The sequence below is a fragment of the Nocardia sp. AB354 genome (assembly GCF_049538315.1).
GTDB lineage: Bacteria > Actinomycetota > Actinomycetes > Mycobacteriales > Mycobacteriaceae > Nocardia > Nocardia nova.
On the sequence record NZ_JBMVFU010000021.1, the window covers coordinates 65,112 to 83,661 of the forward strand.

Genomic DNA, 18,550 nt, shown 5'->3' on the forward strand with positions numbered 1-18,550 from the left:
TCGCGGGCCGGGCGGCTCCTCGCCCACGCTGCCGCTCGGGGCCCGGATTCTCACCGCTAGGGTGATGCCCATGTCCGATGTGCGTACCAGCTACCTCACCGACGGGGCCGAGATCTATCGGCGCTCGTTCGCGACGATCCGGGCCGAAGCCGATCTGGCGCGCTTCCCGGCCGATGTCGCGCAGGTGGTGGTGCGCATGATCCACGCGTGTGGACAGGTCGATCTGACCACCGATATCTCGCACACCCCGCAGGTCGTGGCGGCGGCCCGCGCCGCGCTGCGCCGCGGCGCGCCGATCCTGTGCGATGCCACCATGGTCGCCTCCGGCGTCACCCGCACACGGCTGCCGGCCGACAACGAGGTGCTGTGCCTGCTCGCCGATCCGCGGGTACCGCAGCTGGCTCGGGAGATGGGCAATACGAGATCGGCTGCGGCACTGGAATTGTGGCGTGATCGGCTCGACGGCGCCGTGGTCGCGATCGGCAATGCCCCGACCGCGCTGTTTCATCTGCTGGACATGCTCGACGCCGGCGCACCCCGCCCCGCGGCGGTGCTCGGCATTCCGGTGGGCTTCGTCGGCGCCGCCGAATCCAAACAGGCCCTGACCGAATACGGCGACATCGAATACCTCACCGTGCACGGCCGGCGCGGCGGCAGCGCCATCACCGCCGCCGCCCTGAACGCGATCGCGAGCGAGCAGGAATGAGTGCTCAGGACGTGGCTCCCGGGAAGTTGTGGGGCGTGGGGCTCGGACCCGGGGATCCGGAGCTGGTGACGGTGAAGGCGGCTCGCGTCATCGAATCCGCCGACGTCATCGCCTTCCACAGCGCCCGCCACGGTCGCAGCATCTCCCGCTCGATCGCGGCGCCGTACATGCGGCCGGGACAACTGGAGGAACATCTGATCTATCCGGTGACCACCGAGACCACCGACCATCCGGGCGGCTATCAGGGCGCGATCGACGAGTTCTACGAACATGCCGCCGAGCTGCTGGCCGGGCATCTGGCCGCGGGCCGCACCGTGGCGCTCCTGGCGGCCGGCGATCCGCTGTTCTACAGCTCGTACATGCATATGCACCGGCGCCTGGCCGACCGGTTCCCCGCGGAGATCATCCCGGGCATCACCTCGGTTAGTGCCGCCTCGGCCGCGCTCGGCACACCCCTGGTGGAGGGTGAGCAGGTGCTGACGGTGCTGCCCGGGACCATGCCGCCGGATCAGCTGGCCGAACGCCTCGCCGACGCCGACGCCGCGGCGATCATGAAGCTCGGCCGCACCTATCCCGCTGTGCGGCAAGCGCTGTCGAAGGCCGGGCGGCTCGATGACGCCTACTACGTGGAACGAGCCAGCACCGGACGGCAGCGGATCCTGCGCGCCGCCGACGTCTCCGACGCCGATGTGCCCTACTTCGCGATCACCGTGGTGCCCGGGCCCGCACCGACCACCGAGATACCGTTCACCACGACCGAACCCGCTGCGGCTCACGGTGATTCGGACGGCTCGGACGTTCACGAGGTCGGCGAGGTCGTCGTCGTGGGACTGGGCCCCGGCTCCGCGCAATGGACCACGCCCGAGGTCACCCGCGCCCTCGCGGCGGCGACCGATATCGTCGGCTACACCACCTACGTGAATCGGGTGCCGGTCCGCCCCGGGCAGCGCCGCCATCTCAGCGACAACCGGGTCGAATCCGAACGCGCCGCCATGGCATTGGATCTCGCGAAATCCGGGGCGCGCGTGGTGGTGGTGTCCTCCGGCGATCCCGGGGTGTTCGCGATGGCCGCGGCGGTGGTCGAGGAATCGGCCGATCCGCAGTGGCGCGATGTGCCGGTTCGGGTGCTGCCCGGGGTCACCGCGGCCAGCGCCGTGGCCGCCCGCATCGGCGCGCCGCTCGGCCACGACTTCGCGATGATCTCGCTCTCGGACCGTCTCAAGCCGTGGGAGACCGTGGCACAACGGATTTCGGCGGTCGCCGCGGCCGATATGGCGATCGCGATCTACAACCCTGCCTCCACTCAGCGGCGATGGCAGGTGGGCGTCCTGCGTGAACTCGTCCTCGAGCATCGCGGCCCGGACACCCCGGTGGTTCTGGGGCGCGATGTGGGCGGGCCGGCCGAATCGGTGCATGTGACGACCCTCGCCGAGCTGAATCCGGACGAGGTCGATATGCGCACGCTGCTCATCATCGGCGCGTCCACCACCGCCACGGTCGAAACCCCGCACGGAACGCGGGTATTCACCTCGAGGCGGTACGGGCAGGCCGTGCAGGACAACGCGGCGGGGGTCGCGGCCGACCGGTAAGGCCACACGGGTCGGCGTGGTCTCGCTGCTGCGGTACGGCGCGGGCCGGACAGCGCGTGGTGGCGCGAGCCTCAGCCTCGCAGCGCGTTCAACCAGTCCCAGGCCGCCGCAACGGATTCCGCGCACTCGACACCGGCGGGCACGGGCGGCCGGTCGACGACTACGACCGGAATGCCGCACGTTCGTGCGGCAGTCAGCTTGGCGGCAGTGAGGTCGCCGCCGCTGTCCTTGGTCACCATCGCGGAGATGCGGTGCTCGCGCAGCAGATCGATTTCCTCCGCCACAGTGAACGGGCCGCGGGCGAGAAGCAGAAGATGATGCGGCGGAACGGGTCCGGTGGGCGGGTCGATAGCGCGGATGAGAAACCACGGCTCATCGAGTTCGGCGAAGGCGGCCACGCCCTGGCGGCCGATGGTGAGGAAGACGCGGTCGAAGTCGGCCGCGACGCGGGCGGCGGCGGCCAGATCCGGCACCCGCGACCACTGGTCACCGGGTTGTTCGGACCAGCCCGGCCGGCGCAGGTGCACGATCGGCACCCCACCCGCTCGTGCCGCGGCGGCCGCATGCGCGGAGATGGTGCCCGCGAAGGGATGAGTGGCATCGACGACCGCCTCGATCGCGTTGTCCGCCAGCCAGTTCCGCAGCCCCTCGACGCCACCGAACCCGCCGATGCGCACCGCACCGGCGGGCAGGACCGGTTCACGCACACGTCCGGCGAGCGAGGAGACGATGTCGAATCCTCGCTCGCCGGAGACGATTTCGGCCAGCTGCCGGGCTTCCCGGGTGCCGCCGAGAATCAGAACCTTCAGTGTCGCAGCACTTCCGGTGTCAGTTGCCGCTGAAGTAGGCGAAGGCGGAGTCGATCAGCGGCTGACCACCCGCGACCAGCAGGCCGATCACACCACCCAGCACCGCACCCGGGATCGAGCCGATGCCGATGAACAGCAGGCCGACCAGGAAGCCGATCACCGCGCCCACCGCGGCACCCAGCGAGGCGTGCTGCAACTCGGAGAAGAACCAGTCCTGACCGGAGATGTTCTTCACCGACGAGATCGGCTGCCCCTGGGGGGTCAGCGTCAGGCTGGTGCCGTCCTCGTTCACCGCGGCGGCGACGGAGGTGCCGTTGGGGCCCTTGGCCGAAAGCGGATAGCTCATCACCACGGCACCCTTGTCGTTGGTCAGGGTGACCGCCGACTTGTCCGAGGTGAGGGCGAACTTGCCACCCGTCACCGTGGTGACGATCTTGTTGCCCATATCGGCGAGTTCGGTGGTGTAGCCGACACCCTGGTCCGTGCCTTGCACGGCCGGGCTCTGCTGGGTCTGCACCTGGCTCGGAGCCGGCGCGGGCGCGGCGGGCTCGGCGTAAGCGGTACCGTAGGCGATGCTCGTCGCCGCGATAGCGATCAGCGAGGTGCCGACAATATTGGTGAATCTCATCTATTTCCCATCGGATCGATCACCCGACATAACGATCGGATTACGCTGACCCGAAACATTTCCGCAGGTCAGCCGGTTGCCGCCTGTGGGAATCGGGTCAGAAGTGTAACTTTAGTGCCACTTTGAGGATTTAGGTACTCCAGCCACTGGGAGTTGTCGACCGCTTTGTGCTTGAACCCGCGCTTGTCGATATAGTGACGCGTAGCCATCGACGAACCTTCCGAGTGGCCCAATTGCGCACTGGCCCCAGTCTTCTCCCCGCTGCGTCCGGCGACCTCTGTGGCGACGGTGTCACGCAGGTGACCCCAGCACAACCACTCGAGCGGGGTTCCCTCACGCATCACCGCCAGTGCGTAGTGGGCGAGAGCGGTGTAGACGATGCGGTCGCCGGACATAAACAGATGCTCGTCCTCACTCGCCGGATTGCACACCCGTTTCCACACCCTCATCTCCGCCGTGAGCCACTTCGGCATGACAATGTAGTAGTCACTGTGCGCACCGCATTTGCGGCCGTCTTGCCGGAACGGCGGCATGTTGTCCCGTTTCACGATCGTCCCGCAGACATGGAAGACGGCGCGTTCCACTGCGGGGTCGTCGAGTTCGGGCATATCGCACCACCGTGCGGCCAGCCCTTCGCCAAGACGCACGCCAGTGCCTAACAGCAACAGAGACATCGGCAGAACGTAGTCGTGCCCGCGGGGCTGAGATCCGGCGTCGCCGAAGACGATCGGCAGCTTCGCACACTCGTCCGCGGTCAACGCCCGCTGTCCGTTCGCGGCGGTGGTGTCCGGCGCGGGCACCCCGGTCATCGGGCACACGTCGAACAGCCCTTGCAGGGTCAGTTCCCGGAAAATCATGCCGAGGATGACGTGATGGCGATACGCCACCGACGGCGACAGGTCCGCGATATCGGCGATGTAGGAATGCAACTCGGCCGGCCTGCCGATCTCGCCGATCGTGTAAGAACCGAGTTCGGTCTCCAGCTTGATCGCATTCCGGCAGGCGAAGGCGGTGTCACTGGGATAGATCGACCGGTGGTAGCTGTCGTAGCTATACCACTTGAGCTTGCCCTTCTCGGCCTTGGCCTTCTGCATGTCGTCGAACATCTTGAAGGCCGCGCTCATCTTGTCGGTAAGCTTCAGCGCCACCATCTCACGGTGCTTGCTGTTACGACGTACGGTGCCCTTGCGTCGGTTCACCGCCCACTGTCGCTCGAACGCCTCCAGACATTCATCTATCGTGCGACCCTGCGCCGACGTGCGGGTGTAGCTACCACTGATGGTGCGGTGACGGACGCGGCTCAACCGGTACATGCCGTCGTCGCCCTTGATCGGTACGAGCTTGTCTTTGCGCGGGTACGCGCCGGGCTTCAGCGCATCACGTGGCATTGTTCGACCTTTCTCATGGTTGCTGTTCCATTTGACGCAGCCAGTCGATGAAGTCGGCCTCGAGGTAGCGGACACGACCGCCTTCGATTCGAATACACTTCGGGCCCTTACCCTTCGCTTTCCAGTTGGACAAGGTGCGCGGGCTGAGCTGAAGGCGGTCGGCGACTTCTTCCCGGGTCAGGTAGACAGGCATAGAGAAACTCCGCTATCAGTCGAGGTGGTTTCAAGGGCTACCGAGGTAGCTGGCGAGTTGCCGGAAGATTGGCGTGCGCGGATGGAGTCGATTCGAGGCGATGCTCATCGCGAATCGACGTCATCGAGAGGCAGCAACTTCGGTCGAGACCTTGCAGTCGACGAATTCGACGCACGAATGTCGCCTCGTGCCGTCCGATGAGCCGTTGCTCGAATTCGCCAACATCGTTGAGGCGCCATCGACGCCCCGCACACCGCCGTAGAAGACCAGCGCGTCGGGGGAAAGCCCTGTCGCAGGTAGTTGAAATCGGCAAGCGCCGATCCAGCCGGCGACAACATCATTCAGAGGACACAGCACTTCCGTCTCCTGACCGGGTCAGTGAGATCGTCAGTTCCTCGCCGTTTCGAGATTACGGCCCATGCTTCACGAGCGCAGCAACGAGACCATCTTGTAACGGATATCGTTCTGGTAGCCGTTTATTCGTGGCACTGCCACAGCCCGACGCCTACGGTGAGCGCCCACCGCTGGCCGCCGTGCCTGTGAAGCACGAAACTTGCAGCGCACGGCGCGGATTCGGCGATCACGGCAATGCTCAATCCCGGATGCCGTCTGCCACGCCGCACAACAGCCGCGAACGACTCTGCGAACCCCTGTGGCCGCTATGACCATCCTCACGGCGGCACTCCGAGACCTCCCGTCAATGTTGTAGTTGCGCTGCAAGTTCACCGACTCCAGGACTGCTCGCATGCGCACAGCTACCGCGAGTCTCCACCCAGATCTCCAATTCGGTTGCGGGAGTGAGCGCTTTCTCGCACGGCCGCCTTACGAACTGACCATCTATTCAGCCTTCGGCTACAGGCCCACGCAATCCGCCACGTGGAACCGCCACCAATTTGTTGGACTCCCCTTCGGCGGATTAACCTCTCGGAAGATCGAAATCATGTGATCGAAAGGTGCTTCATGGCGAAGAAGGTCATCGTCGAGCTGGTGGACGACTACGACGGGAAGTCCAAGGCCGATGAGACGGTGCGCTTCGGCATCGACGGCGTGGAGTACGAGATCGATCTGTCACTGAAGAATGCCGGCAAGCTACGCGCATCGCTCGAACCGTGGACCGAGTCGGCTCGACGAGTCGGCCGGATCCCACGAGGCAAGAACAAGGCGATCGAAAACCGGACCACCGCAGACAAGCGACAGACTGCCGCGATTCGAGAGTGGGCCCGCAACAACGGTTACGAAGTTTCTAGCCGCGGGCGGATTCAGAAGGATATCATCGAGGCGTACAACGAGGCCAACTAGAGCTGGATTGAGACGTCGGGTCGAGCGCCGACCAGCCGAGCTGACAAGCACAGGCCGACCGGCGCACGCTAATCTCAGAGAGCCCGATTCCCGGAGCCAAGTCCGCCTCTCGACAAGAAATCTGGCAGCGCGAAGCTGGCATTCAGGTGGGAATGTCCGGCCGGCAATGCATTTCGCAGGGCGACGATTGTGCTGTCGTTGAGTGCCAGCCAAGCGTGCCGTTGGTCGGCGTGAAAGGGGTTTCAGGCCGGCCCGAGCTCTTCAATCCGGGCTCGTCGGCCATTAGGCTGCCACGTCGGCAGGTCGGCGCGGATCACGCGGACAAACGAAGTTGATCTCGACGCCCATCGCGATTGTGGTCTTGCACCGCGGTGTCAGCGAAATACCGCTGCCTGAGCCGCACGTTTTCCGGTTCGGCCTCGGCGCCGATCGCTTTCTCGTGCCCCATGACCTCAACGAGGAACTTCCCGAGACCTCGCGTAGATTTCCGGGGCAGGCCATGCCAGCGTCCAGCTGGCGCCGTCACCATCCCTCTACTGCCGGCATCAGCAGACCCAATCGACCACACGTGGCAGTCCCAGTACCAGGCGTCGCATTCGAGCAAGCCGACGCGCGACGCGCGTACTTAAATCGGAACCTCATGGGCGTCGATTTATCTTGTCCCTCTTGCGGTTACGACGATCGCGTGCAGAGCATTGCTGCGATCCGCGCGTCGGGGACCTCGACGGTTTATGGCACCGACTACTACTCCGGTGTCGGTGTGAGTTCGTCGGGTCTGGTGCCGGTCATGGGCTCCTCGCTCGCTGAGCGAACGCAATCCAGTTATCTCGCGGAATCACTCGCGCCTGAGCCTGGATTCCGCGGTGCTGGTCGCCTCACAGCCCTGGCTTTGGTCTTAGGGTTGCCCGCGGGGGTATATCTCCTCATCGCGGTGGTGGTGCTGCTCGGGCCGCATCCTGACATCTCGACTGCCGCGATCATGGTCGGGATGTTCGGTTTTGCGCTTTTCCTCGCGCTTCCATCGTTACTGATTTTGTGGTTCGCGTTCCGGAGCCTGCGACGGTCGGCCCGGATTCGCGGCGGCGCGCCTACGGCTTATGCGGTGTGGCGTGCCGGGGTGTACTGCCATCGATGTGGTATGTGCTTTTGGCCGTTCGCGCCTGCCGCCGGGGTTCCGGTGCGGCATCTGGTCCCTCCAGGCGGTTTCCAGGGGATCGTATGGAACGCCGGGGGCTACCTCAACGACGCATGATCTCCCCTGATACAGGGATTGCAGACTTCTGCCACCGTCGGCTGGTCGGAGCTCGCCTATGGACCGTCTGTTCGGCGATCCCCTCGGCAGTCCATTCCGGGCTGCCGGTTAGGGCGATTGGTCTGCCTATTGCACGGACCGCTGCGGCTCGTTGAGCGGTGGCTTGCTCTCACGATGCGAGGTCTCCGCGCCTGGGCCGGGCTTTTCCTGCCCGGCGGCAAGTAGGTGACGCGCGGCCTTGAGGCTGATGTCGAGTAGTTCGGCGATCTCGTCGGTGCTGCATCCGTGGTCGTTCATGCGTGATACAGCCGCAGCCTGCCTGGCGTGGTGTACCGCGATATCGGTTGTGGCGGTCTGTTCGAGCTTGCGGATCTTGTCGTGCAACGCTCGGACGCGTCGGTCGCGACGTTGTTCGATCGTCGAAATCGCCTGCCACGCCGCCCAATACTCTCGCACAGCGTCCCCCACATTCTGTTCGCGTTCACGTTCGACCGCACGCCGACGATCCATCACTTCCCGCGAATGACGTAGTTGGCGAGCGAGTTTCCCTGCATCTTGTCCGCGTTTGCTGCTGCTCGTTCGGGCGTCGTTCATGTCGGGATCTCCCTCATTCTCGGTGAGATCAACCCGCGCCTCGCTGTTTCAACGATACGCCCACCCCCGTGCCCTCCAGTACCGCTGCATCCGCAACAACGCGGAAGAGGCAGCGACGAAGTCAGCCGGCGACTCGCGGTCATGTCTCGCTTCCCTTTTCTCTCCTGCCTCTGCTGTCGAAAGGAGTCCTGTGACCGAAAGCCAGCTCGCTGATGTCATTGATGTCGCGTCGGTGGTGTCTCGGTGTCTATCCGATCTCGAGCCGGTGTTCGAGCAGATCGACTGGGCCGAGGACGAAATCGCCCGCGCGCAACGACGCCACCCGCGCCACCGCAACACCCTCTACCACTCGTTCGCGCTGTTGATGCCGACCCATGAGCGGATGCGCCAGGAATTCGTGTTCCGGTCGCACTGCCGTGAACTGCTCGACCGCGTCGCCGCGGGCCTGTCTCCCGTGCCGGGGACCGCGGCCGAGGTCGCGCTCGCGGTCATGCAGGCCAGCCAGAAAGCCCCGCTCAACACCGCCGCATTCGGCCTCTACGTACGCATGTGGATCCAGGCCGGATTCCCTCCCTTGGACTCGGTGACCGGTTCACACGAACACTACGAAGCCATCGCGAAGTCGCGCATCGATGAACTGGAAGCCGAGACACGCACCCGCCTGTCCGTGACCGACCGCGTCCTGCGGTCTGTCGACTGTCCGGGCCGCCACCACGGCCAGCCCGCCAACGACTGCGAATACGCCCGTCCCAGCTTGGCCGCCTGACCGAAGGCGCAGTCCCTATCGACTGCTCGCCGTTTGTTCTTGCTTGCCCCTGTTCCTGTCCGTGGCCCGCGCCGGTCGACTCCTCTGTCGGCCGGCGCTTTTCTGTTGTGGAGGGTGTGTGCGTTCATGACCGATCCGATCCTGGGCCCGCCGTGCGCGGTCCGTGACGGCGCGGCATCCGGAACGGAGCTGTGCATCGCGAATGCCTCTGTCTGTGAGTCGTGTTGGCAGCAACTGCCCCGCTGCGATTACTGCCGGACCCCGTCGGTGCGGCTGACTCATACGGCTGAGGAGTCGCAGTTGTGTGCTCACTGCTTGTCCGGGTGGGCGGGGTGTGTGTCGTGCCGGGGGTTGACCGGCCCGCACTTGCGCACCGACACCGATCACCCGGTGTGCGCCCGTTGCGCGGGCGCGTTGTTCGCCGCGTGTTTCAGCTGCGGACGGTTCAGTGCCGACAGCCGCTACATCTCCGGCGGGCACCGCGCCTGCCCCCGCTGCGCCAGCCGATTCCACGCCTGCCCCGACTGCGGCACCCTCGTCCAACCCGGACACCGATGCGAGGGCTGCGCCCAGCCGGGGAAGGTATGGAACTACACCTACCGCCCCGACCCCCACTTCCACGGCACCGGCCCCCTCTACCTCGGGCTCGAGTTGGAAATCATCGTCCCCGAACACCGCTTCGACACCTGCGCCACCCTCGCCACCGACCACCTCGGCAACCTCGGGTACTTGAAGAAGGACATCGAGCACGGCCGGTCCGTGCCCACCATCGACACCCTGGCCAGGATCGTGCGCGGATACGACCTCGATCACGCTCAGCGTCGCCACACCTACGGCTTGTGGAACCCTCCTTTGCGGCTTGCGGCCGACGACGAACTACGGCACCAGATCTCGACACCGGAAGTCAACGCTCATCTCGCGCATCTGGATGCCGCGCACATCATCTGCGCCTACACCACTCCCCTATCGACGGTGCTCGCCGCCAGCGACCGTCTGTATGACGCGCTGACCGGCCTTCGTCAGGCAGGTAACAACCTGGCGCTGTGGTTCTTCCAGCCACCCGCGCGTGAGCTGGTCGTCGACTGGGATGACCAAGCACCTCACGTGGTCGCTGCGCTGCGCGCTGCCATCGGCCCATATCGCAGCAGCCTCGAGGCTCGCGCCCTGCTCCGCACCCTGGCCACCAATCCGCGCTTCGCCGAGCTCTGGACGGCACATCCCACCGCCGTCAGCTATGGCGGCCCGTCGGGCAGACCGGTCCTACTGCGGCACACCGGTTCTCCCACTCCGGCCGCTATTTCCCTACAGATCAGCGAATTCCACAGCCCGCACGCCATCCTCGTCGCCTACGGCATCAGCAACGCCAGCGCAGGATGCAAGTAACCGTCTGTGTCACAGCACTTTCCAAGGCAGAACATCATGCGCGTTTTCATGACCGGAGTCGCTCACACCACCGGCGACCCCCGGCCGATCACAGGAATAGAACCTATTGCCGCCGAGCCAGGACTGGTCGATGCCCTGCACGAGGTCGGACTTGCGACCTATCGGCACGCCCGCAATTCTCCAATCGACATGGCCGCCGTCTGTATCGCGGAAACGCTCGACCAAGCGCGGATGCCGGCATCCGGGATCGACATCCTGATGCTCGCCTCCTCCACCATCGGGTTCGGCCACATCGAAAACACCGAACTCCTGCAGCTGAGTGAGCGGTTCGGACTCACCCACTCCACACCCATCGGGGTCTCAGCCGCCGAATGCGCCAACTTCGGCACCGCCCTGCACCTCGCCCGCACACTCGTCGCCTCCGGCAACGCCCGCACCATCCTGCTGGTCACCACCGACGCCTGCACCGCACCCGAGCAACGTCTGCTCCGTCAAGTCAACTCCGTCGTCAGCGACGGCGCCGCCTCCTGCCTCCTCACCAACGAACCCGCCCGCATCGAAATCCTCGCTACCGCTACAGCCACCAACCAGCTCATCCGCGCCGCCACCAACCCCGACGCCATCGCCGTCCTCACCCGCCGCACCCTCGTCGGCCTCGTCGACGAGGTGCTATCGCGTGCGAATATCGACCGCGACCAGATCCGGCAGGTGATCACCAACAACATCAACACCGAAGCACCGCGGTTCATGACCCTGTCGGCCGGGCTCGACCACAACCTCAGCTATGTGGATAACATCGCCGATTTCGCTCACGTCCATTCCGCCGACAACCTGATCAACCTGCAAAGCTACCTCGAAGACGGCACTGCTCCCGACCAGATCGTCCTCACCATCAGCCACGCCTTCGGCACGTGGGCACTCGGTCTCCTCCAAGTCTATTGACAGCTCCGAAACACTTCCAGATGCGGTCGATACGCAAATAGGCTGGGACAGTTGCTCGTTCAACCCGGAGCGCTACGTTCGTTGTACTGCGCTTCCGCAGTTCAGCGGGATCTCGATACGGTGGAATCGCTCGGATTCGCACGGAGATCGCAGGTTCACTCGGCCCTACAGAACGTCCACAGGACGTCGTAGAACCACACCGAGGAGGCAGCCATCGAAGGGCCAGTCAAGCCGGGTGCGACCTCGCGGGCGTGCCCACCATCCCGCACTTCCCTCACGAGTTTGCTTCGTCGGCAGCTCATCTCGTTCCGGTCCCACGATCGGTCATATTCTGGAGGCGGACTTGACCGCGTGCGGCTTGGCGGCCGGCTTCGTCGACAACAGTCACCGCCCAGAGCTGTTGCTGTTTCGCCGCGGAAAATCGGAGTGGCGGTGGCGGTGAGTGCGCCGTCGTGAACGGCGCGCAGGAAGTCGGTGGTGTTGTTCACGCCGACTACCCGTCCTCGGTCGCCCAACCACAGACCTGCGCCGAGACTGGCGGCTGCTTCGACGATGACCGAATAGACACCGTCTCGTGCGGCTGCCAAAGGTCCGGGCGCACGTGCAGTGCCAGGACAACTGAGTCACCGTCGGCCTGTTCGACTGCGAGTCCCAGAAATGTGCCTATGCGGCCAAGGACATCGGAGTCCATACAAGTCCTGTTCGTGAGAGTCCGTGTGGTGGCCGATCCCACCGATTTTGGACCTTCGTGTCGTAATTTTGCCGGAATCTCAGTCGCCGACGCGGATGACAATGGCGGCCGCAGTGTCGCCGGCAGCGCAGCCGGTGAACAGGCCGACGCCGCCACCCCGCAGGGTCAGTTCGGTGACCAGCTCGGCGACGGCGCGCGTCCCGGTGGGCGCCTGGGGATGTCCCCAGATCATGCTGCAACCGAACGAGTTCATCTTGGCAAGGTCGACGCCGGTTTCGTGGGCGAAGACGATGTCGTTGACGGCGAATGGATTGTGGGTGGTAATTGCGTCGACTTGGTTCATGGCCAGCCCCGCCGCATCGAGTGCCCGCAGCGCCGGCGGTACCGGAGCTTCGGGCATATGGGTGGGAGCGACGCGAGCGAAGCCCGTGGACAGGATCTGGGTGACGGGCCCGGCGCGCAACTCTCGCGCTCGCGCGGTCGTGGTGACGATTGCCCCTGCCACACCGTCGGCGGGGTGTGTCTGCGAAGCCCCGGTATGGACGCCGTCGGGCACTGCCGGGCGCAGGCCCGCGATCGCGGCCCGGTCGATAGGTCGCACGCCGGAATCGGTCGCCTCTTCGATTTTCGTGCGGCCAATTCTGATCTCGACGGGAATCATGTATTCCTGTTGGAACGACCGTTCATCGGCGAGTGCGCGCTGATACTGCTCATAGCGAAGGACGGCGACGTCGTCCAATTCGTCGCGGGAGATGCCGCGTTCGCGGGCGACCGTTTCGGCCGCGGCGAGCATGGATGTTCCGGCCCACGGATCGCGGGCGAAATTGGCTTGGACGAAGTCCTCGACAGCGGGCGCTCCACCCGTTGCTTTCGTACTCGGATACACGATCGTTGGGCCGTTGCTCGTGCGGTCGGTGGTGATCACGAGTTCGGTGCCGCCTCCGATGCTCACGGAGGTCGCGGCCGCGTGCAGGGATGCGACGCCTGTTGCGCAGGCTGGCTGATCATCGGGCCGGTGATCTGCGGGATGCCGATGCGCGCGGCGATCGTCGGGGGACCGAAGAAATACCCGGGTTGCGGGATCGTGATGCCGAGCACCACTTCATCGACCACATTCACATCGATCCCGCGGTCGGCCAGTGCCCGGCTGGTGACTGCCGTCGCCAGATCCACACTCGACACGTCGCCGACGGCTCCTTGCCACCGGATGAACGGTGAGGACCAGAGCAAGCCGGCCGGGATCGCGACGTCGTGAAATTTCATGTGTTTCTGACCTTCCCTGAAAAGTGGACTCAGTTGGGTAACGCGACTTCCATCTCGTCGCCAACGCTGACATACCCCGTGCAAATGCAGATCTCGCCGAACAGTTCTTCGCGACCATGGCTACGGCTCGGAGTGGGGTCGCGATGAAGTCAGAGGGTGAGGGAGTAGCCGCCGTTGACGGGGATGGTCTGCCCCGTGATCCACCCGGAGGCTCCCGTGGCGAGGAACAGGATCACGTGGGCGGCGTCGTCGGGCTCGCCGAATCGGCGAATCAGATAGCCGCCCAACACCTTCTCGGCGAATTCCTCGTCGGCGATGGCCTCGGCGATCGCCGGTGTGCGGGTGGCGCCGAGCGCGACATAGTTCGCGGTGATGTTGAAGCGCCCGCCGAGCCTGGCCATGGATCGGGTGAACCCCGCGGCGCCCGCTTTCGCGCCGGAATACGCTTCCATGCCATTGATCTCGCCGACCCGGCCGGCGTCGGAGATCACGGTGATCACGCGCCCGTATTTCCTGCTCATCATGTGTGGAAACACGTGTCGGGTAGCGATCATCACACCGTCGAGATTGACGTGGGTGAAGGGTCTCCAGTCGTCGAGATCCTGTTCCCAGAAGGCCCGGGGCGCGTGCGCCGGTGCTTCCGCGCCTCGATTTCCGGCATTGTTGATCAGGATGTCGATGGGGCCGAGTTCGTCGCCGATTTTCGCGACGGCCGCACCGAAGCCGTCGAAGTCTCCGACATCGGCCACGGCGGCGGCGGCCGAGGCTCCCGCCGCTCGCAGTTCCTCGACGACCTCGGCGGCACGATCGGCGGAGACGTCGTTGACTGCGACGGCCGCACCACGGGCCGCGGCCAGCTGCGCGACTCGCCGGCCTACACCTTGACCGGCGCCGGTGACCAGCAGGACGTGCCCCGTCAGGTCGAGTGGGTTGTCTGTCATTGCCACGATGGCTCTCTTCCTTTAACCGCGCTCCGCGCCGGCACTCTGCAGAACGGTCGCGACACAGACCGCGCCCAGCCCGACCATGTTGCGCCGGGGTGCTGCCTGGCTCCGGCCTCGCCGCGAATCTGGGTGGTGATCTCGCCTATCTGGCCGATGCCGGTCGGCCCGATCGGATGGCCCGAGCCCAGCAACCCGCCCGAGGTATTCACCGCTACCCGGCCGCCACGGGAGAAGTGACCGTCGGCCAGCGCCGACGCAGCCTGTCCCTCGCCGACCAGCCCCATGGCCTCGACGTATTGCAACTCCTCGATGGAGAAGGCATCGTGCAGTTCGACCAGATCGAGGTCGGCCGGCGAAATCCCGGCCTGCTCGTAGGCCAGCTCGGTTGTCGTACGGGTCAATTCGGCGTCGAAGCTTTTGGGCCCGTACAACTCTTCACTGCGCTGGACCGAGGCCAGGACACGGACGCATCGCGACCGATCGATCCCCCAATCGGTGATCGCGTCCTCCGATACGACCACAACGGCGGCGGCGCCCTCGCCGATCGGGCAGCACTGCAAACGGGTCAGCGCTCCGGAGACGGCAGGCCCGGCCATGACCTCGTCCAGGCTGTACGCCTTGGGCCGCTGGGCGTTCGGATTCAGCGCCGCGTTGGAGTAGTTCTTCACGGCGACCGCTGCGAGTTGTTCGGGCGTGGAGCCATAGGTGTGCATGTACTCGTCGGCCAGGAGCGCGAAATGGGTGACCGGCGCGATATGGGACGCCGCCGATTCCGCGATGCCGGTCTTCGTCGCGGCCGGTAGTACCAGCGCGGGGGTATCGACGCCCACCGCGAGGGCGACATCACTGGTTCCTGCCGCGACCTCCAGGCACGCCAGCCGGAAGGCAGACGAGCCGGAGGCTGAGGCGCTCTCGATCTGAGTCATCGGAATGCCCGTGACGCCAAGGTGTTTCAGCATCGGCGAGAGGCTGCCATACCGAGCATCGCCGTGGCCGTGTAGGCGCTGTCGACACTGCGCCACCTCAGCCCCGCATCGGACAGAGCTTGCCGCACCGCCGTGAGGCCGAGTTGCACATAGGCAGACCCACTGGGTTTGCGATACGGATGCCATCCCACGCCCGCGACGTAGACCGGTCTCTGGTCGGCGAGAGTAATTCTCATCGAACTTCCTCCGCGGCAATGACTTCGAAGCGAAGTTCACGGGTGGAGTCTTCTCCGGTGCTCACCGGAGCGGTTGTCGCCCGGACCGTGTCGCCACGCTGAGCGCCCGATGATCCGTCGGCGAGCACCGCGCGGATCATGGGGCCTTCCTCGAGCACGATCGCCGCGACGGTGAACGGCGCACCGATCGCACCGGCGGGGTCACGGCTGACGGTGGCCGTGGCCGCGATCGTGCCCCGCCCGCAGAGTGTCACCTGCGCGAGGTCCGCGCCGTGGTCACCGTTGTATTCCGAGCCGTAGGTCTGGAACGGGAACGAGATATTCCCAGCGCTGTCGCGTGTTCCGACCAGCGTCGGAACGCCCGCGTCGTCGACCTCGTACAGACTCGGTTCTGCCGAGTTCATTCTCATCTGCCCATGCCTTTCTGCAACGCTGCCGTCGAGCCGCGAAGGACGTACTCCACGCGCGTTGGCTGGCCTATTCACGATCGAGTAGTTGAATTCAACGGTTCGAAAAAGCCTCGACCGGGATCGAAGTTTCGGGAGAGTGCAATTTCGTTTTCCGCTCGCTGTTGACCACCGGGGGCGTACGTTGCAGCGCAGTCAGTCTCGCGCGCAAATCGGCCAGAGCGATCCGGGTGAAGCCGGTTCCGACGTTGCCCGCCCAGATGAGATTTTCATCCTGTCGGGTATGGCCACCGGTAGCGAACCGATCCGGGCGGAGCGGCTGCCGGCACGGGCCGCCAGCCGACCACGATCACCTCCGAGACCGGCAATTCTTGATCTTGGTCCAGGACCGACTGCGGCGCCCGGGCAGGTAGCGGCCGTCCAGGCGCTTGAGGATCAAGCCCTCCAAACCGACCTCTTGCGAAGGCGCCAGCAGCTGCCGGCCGCGACCGGCCATACGGGGCGATATCTGCCACCGCGGCCCCGGCAATGCCAACTGCTCGAGCAGTTCACGACGCCGCAGGTAAGGCAGCTCGATCAGCGACCGGTCCCCGACATGCAGCAAATGGAACGCGACGAAGGTCGCCGGAGCCACCGCGACCATCGCAGCGATCGCCGCCAAATCCGCCAGCTCGGGCCAGGCGGCCGTGACGTCGTTGCCGTTCCGCGAGATGAGCTGCACACGGTCAATGACATAGGCGCCCGCATTGTGTCGTATTCGATCGGGTCAATCGGCCGGACCTAGAAAGCAGCCGGGCTCCGGGATCGCGACAATCACCCGAACGGTTGGCGTATACGTTCTACTGAATAGCGTCTTCACTCCGTGTTCCGGAACCGAGTACGCGCAGTATCCACCGGCCCTTACCACCTTTTTTCGCGCGATAGAGCTCCCGGTCCGCAGCATCCAGCAACTCCTCCGCCCGGATATTGGAGATGCCGGCCACCACGGCGCCGACACTGGCCGACATACGTAGTCGGTGGTCATCGACAGTGATCGAACCGTCCAACGCCGACAGCATCGCCTCAGCGACCCCGCCGACACCGCGGTCATCAGCCGGAGGAGGCACCAGCACGACGAACTCGTCGCCGCCGAGCCGGGCGATCAGGCGGCTGTCGTCGGCGAGGTTGTCGCGCATGCGGGTAGCGACCGCAAGCAGAACACGATCGCCGATCCGATGGCCGTAGCGGTCGTTGACCTCTTTGAACCCGTCGAGGTCGACGAAGCACAAACCGACCGAATCCCCCTCTCGAGCATCGGATATCAGGCTCTCGATTCGTTCTAGAAGACACCGCCGGTTCGGCAAACCGGTCAGCGGGTCATGACGTGCCTGCCAGTTCAGTTCCGCCCTGAGCCGATGCCGTTCCGTCGTGTCTTCGCCAACCGCGAGCAGATAGTCGGCCTGCACGTCGGCGCCCTGAACATAGGTGACGGAGAACGCCACCCACCTAACGCTGCCGTCGGCACGAACGATCCGGCGCTCCAACCGCACTGTTCCTTTTCGCGCTGGCACCAACTCATCGAACAGCACAGCACGATTCGCTTCTTCCTCATCCGGATACGCGTACCGAAAAATTGAGCTGCCTCGTAACTCCTCCCCTGGCACTCCGACCATGTCGGCCAAGTACTGATTCACTTCGACCAGAATGCCCTCGGTATCGGCGATCGCGATTCCCACCGCCGCCTTGTCGAACACGTTGCGGAACCGATCGCCCGCGACACCGCATTGCTCCACTCCCCGCCGGTCAGCAGCCAACGAAGCCTTCCCGGCCTGTTCCACGTGCGCACGAAAGCCTTCAGCGACACCGCCGAGTAAAACGGCCATGCGTCTATCAGCATCGGTTCTCCCCTCAGCCAACTCGGACAACACGCACGCGGACACCGCCAACACGACCGGACGAGTGAAACCAAGTTCGGCCAAACGACGCCCCACCCGCACACCATCGGCACAGTCGACGGGATCACTGTCCAGCCCGACCGCAAGGTCTTCGACCAACTCGTCGAGCACCTGCCGCGTTCCGGGCGTTATCGGCACCGCACTGCCTGCGATGAGTGCCTGCACCCACCGAGACACCAGGGTGGAACGGTGAAGTTCGTCCATCGCGATCCATCCTCCGAACCGACGGACCTCATTATCCTCCGCGCTGCGGTGATGGTCAGTCCCCGCCGACCTGAGGTCGCCTTCCACGAGCGTCCGTTCGGCCAGAGCGAAGGTGCGACGCGGTCCGCACGAAGACTTCAGTGGGTCTCGAACGTGCGATACCGCCGACCTTGACCATTTACCCAAACAATCTTGTCACCACCGCGGCCGGACTCGGGCAATTCATGCCGATTGAACTGGATCGCCGGCGCATGGGCTCGCGTTCGAACCGTTGGTCAATCCTGGCGGCACTCGAAGTCCAGATCCAGGCCGTGATCAACCGGCCCGATTCGTCCGCGCCATCCATATCCGCGGTATCGAGCGACTGACCTCCGGAACCGATCCGGCGATCCTGCT

The 18,550-nt window shown here is 65.0% G+C and carries 22 protein-coding genes and 1 pseudogene; 8 read left to right on the forward strand and 15 right to left on the reverse strand.

Annotated features, from left to right (window positions below; genetic code table 11):
* Positions 1-70: 70 nt before the first annotated feature.
* Positions 71-706, forward strand: a complete 636-nt coding sequence (locus ACPCUW_RS26085) for a precorrin-8X methylmutase (RefSeq protein ID WP_423427712.1) — start codon at positions 71-73, stop codon at positions 704-706.
* On the forward strand, positions 703-2,295 hold the full coding sequence (locus ACPCUW_RS26090) for a precorrin-2 C(20)-methyltransferase (protein ID WP_423427714.1): 1,593 nt from the start codon (positions 703-705) through the stop codon (positions 2,293-2,295). The genes ACPCUW_RS26085 and ACPCUW_RS26090 overlap by 4 nt, the downstream gene beginning before the upstream one ends.
* A gap of 71 nt (positions 2,296-2,366) precedes the next feature.
* On the opposite strand, the gene ACPCUW_RS26095 is transcribed toward ACPCUW_RS26090, so the two are convergent.
* The 4 genes from ACPCUW_RS26095 to ACPCUW_RS26110 all read right to left on the reverse strand — a co-directional run bounded on the left by ACPCUW_RS26095 (position 2,367) and on the right by ACPCUW_RS26110 (position 5,313).
* The gene (locus ACPCUW_RS26095; protein ID WP_423427819.1) at positions 2,367-3,104 is read right to left on the reverse strand and encodes a cobalt-precorrin-6A reductase; all 738 of its coding nucleotides are present in this window, start codon (positions 3,102-3,104) and stop codon (positions 2,367-2,369) included.
* Between the two features lie 19 nt (positions 3,105-3,123).
* On the reverse strand, positions 3,124-3,732 hold the full coding sequence (locus ACPCUW_RS26100; protein ID WP_030517045.1) for a hypothetical protein: 609 nt from the start codon (positions 3,730-3,732) through the stop codon (positions 3,124-3,126).
* A gap of 68 nt (positions 3,733-3,800) precedes the next feature.
* On the reverse strand, positions 3,801-5,120 hold the full coding sequence (locus ACPCUW_RS26105) for a hypothetical protein (RefSeq protein WP_423427716.1): 1,320 nt from the start codon (positions 5,118-5,120) through the stop codon (positions 3,801-3,803).
* Between the two features lie 13 nt (positions 5,121-5,133).
* The gene (locus ACPCUW_RS26110) at positions 5,134-5,313 is read right to left on the reverse strand and encodes a helix-turn-helix transcriptional regulator (protein ID WP_423427718.1); all 180 of its coding nucleotides are present in this window, start codon (positions 5,311-5,313) and stop codon (positions 5,134-5,136) included.
* Between the two features lie 960 nt (positions 5,314-6,273).
* Here ACPCUW_RS26110 and ACPCUW_RS26115 point away from each other — a divergent pair.
* Both ACPCUW_RS26115 and ACPCUW_RS26120 read left to right on the forward strand, forming a co-directional pair.
* Positions 6,274-6,612 carry a histone-like nucleoid-structuring protein Lsr2 gene (locus ACPCUW_RS26115; protein WP_423427720.1) on the forward strand — a complete coding sequence of 113 codons (339 nt, stop codon included), beginning with the start codon at positions 6,274-6,276 and terminating at the stop codon, positions 6,610-6,612.
* A 640-nt stretch (positions 6,613-7,252) separates the two neighbouring features.
* Complete coding sequence (locus ACPCUW_RS26120) at positions 7,253-7,864, forward strand: hypothetical protein (protein ID WP_423427721.1); 612 nt, start codon at positions 7,253-7,255, stop codon at positions 7,862-7,864.
* Positions 7,865-7,990: 126 nt separating this feature from the next.
* On the opposite strand, the gene ACPCUW_RS26125 is transcribed toward ACPCUW_RS26120, so the two are convergent.
* On the reverse strand, positions 7,991-8,458 hold the full coding sequence (locus tag ACPCUW_RS26125; RefSeq protein ID WP_423427723.1) for a hypothetical protein: 468 nt from the start codon (positions 8,456-8,458) through the stop codon (positions 7,991-7,993).
* A 22-nt stretch (positions 8,459-8,480) separates the two neighbouring features.
* On the opposite strand from ACPCUW_RS26125, the gene ACPCUW_RS26130 reads away from it, so the two are divergent.
* From ACPCUW_RS26130 to ACPCUW_RS26140, 3 genes are all read left to right on the forward strand, one after another.
* Positions 8,481-9,224, forward strand: coding sequence for a hypothetical protein (locus ACPCUW_RS26130; protein WP_423427724.1), 744 nt, complete (start codon positions 8,481-8,483; stop codon positions 9,222-9,224).
* A gap of 351 nt (positions 9,225-9,575) precedes the next feature.
* The gene (locus tag ACPCUW_RS26135; RefSeq protein WP_423427725.1) at positions 9,576-10,607 is read left to right on the forward strand and encodes a hypothetical protein; all 1,032 of its coding nucleotides are present in this window, start codon (positions 9,576-9,578) and stop codon (positions 10,605-10,607) included.
* Positions 10,608-10,655: 48 nt separating this feature from the next.
* Positions 10,656-11,549, forward strand: a complete 894-nt coding sequence (locus tag ACPCUW_RS26140) for a hypothetical protein (protein ID WP_423427727.1) — start codon at positions 10,656-10,658, stop codon at positions 11,547-11,549.
* Positions 11,550-11,704: 155 nt separating this feature from the next.
* Here ACPCUW_RS26140 and ACPCUW_RS26145 read toward each other — a convergent pair whose 3' ends face one another.
* The 10 genes and pseudogenes from ACPCUW_RS26145 to ACPCUW_RS26190 all read right to left on the reverse strand — a co-directional run bounded on the left by ACPCUW_RS26145 (position 11,705) and on the right by ACPCUW_RS26190 (position 18,154).
* On the reverse strand, positions 11,705-12,136 hold the full coding sequence (locus ACPCUW_RS26145) for a PaaI family thioesterase (RefSeq protein ID WP_423427729.1): 432 nt from the start codon (positions 12,134-12,136) through the stop codon (positions 11,705-11,707).
* A gap of 183 nt (positions 12,137-12,319) precedes the next feature.
* Positions 12,320-13,192: a hypothetical protein gene (locus tag ACPCUW_RS26150; protein ID WP_423427730.1), complete on the reverse strand. Its 873-nt coding sequence runs from the start codon at positions 13,190-13,192 to the stop codon at positions 12,320-12,322.
* Positions 13,189-13,503 (reverse strand): hypothetical protein, encoded by a 315-nt coding sequence (locus ACPCUW_RS26155; RefSeq protein ID WP_423427731.1) that lies wholly within the window; start codon positions 13,501-13,503, stop codon positions 13,189-13,191. Before ACPCUW_RS26155 ends, ACPCUW_RS26150 begins: the two co-directional genes overlap by 4 nt.
* 149 nt (positions 13,504-13,652) lie before the next feature.
* The gene (locus ACPCUW_RS26160) at positions 13,653-14,444 is read right to left on the reverse strand and encodes an SDR family NAD(P)-dependent oxidoreductase (RefSeq protein ID WP_423427821.1); all 792 of its coding nucleotides are present in this window, start codon (positions 14,442-14,444) and stop codon (positions 13,653-13,655) included.
* Positions 14,441-15,406: a thiolase family protein gene (locus ACPCUW_RS26165; RefSeq protein WP_423427733.1), complete on the reverse strand. Its 966-nt coding sequence runs from the start codon at positions 15,404-15,406 to the stop codon at positions 14,441-14,443. Before ACPCUW_RS26165 ends, ACPCUW_RS26160 begins: the two co-directional genes overlap by 4 nt.
* Positions 15,400-15,609 carry a hypothetical protein gene (locus ACPCUW_RS26170; RefSeq protein WP_423427734.1) on the reverse strand — a complete coding sequence of 70 codons (210 nt, stop codon included), beginning with the start codon at positions 15,607-15,609 and terminating at the stop codon, positions 15,400-15,402. Before ACPCUW_RS26170 ends, ACPCUW_RS26165 begins: the two co-directional genes overlap by 7 nt.
* On the reverse strand, positions 15,606-16,013 hold the full coding sequence (locus ACPCUW_RS26175; protein ID WP_423427736.1) for a hypothetical protein: 408 nt from the start codon (positions 16,011-16,013) through the stop codon (positions 15,606-15,608). Before ACPCUW_RS26175 ends, ACPCUW_RS26170 begins: the two co-directional genes overlap by 4 nt.
* Positions 16,014-16,110: 97 nt before the next feature.
* Positions 16,111-16,296, reverse strand: a pseudogene (locus tag ACPCUW_RS26180) (hypothetical protein); the annotation flags it as partial.
* Between the two features lie 69 nt (positions 16,297-16,365).
* Positions 16,366-16,737 carry a hypothetical protein gene (locus ACPCUW_RS26185; protein WP_423427737.1) on the reverse strand — a complete coding sequence of 124 codons (372 nt, stop codon included), beginning with the start codon at positions 16,735-16,737 and terminating at the stop codon, positions 16,366-16,368.
* 118 nt (positions 16,738-16,855) lie between these two features.
* Complete coding sequence (locus ACPCUW_RS26190; RefSeq protein WP_423427739.1) at positions 16,856-18,154, reverse strand: diguanylate cyclase domain-containing protein; 1,299 nt, start codon at positions 18,152-18,154, stop codon at positions 16,856-16,858.
* Positions 18,155-18,294: 140 nt separating this feature from the next.
* Between ACPCUW_RS26190 and ACPCUW_RS26195 the strand changes: the two genes are divergently transcribed.
* Entirely contained in the window at positions 18,295-18,522 is a 228-nt protein-coding gene (locus ACPCUW_RS26195; protein ID WP_423427741.1) for a hypothetical protein, read from the forward strand.
* Positions 18,523-18,550 lie beyond the last annotated feature (28 nt).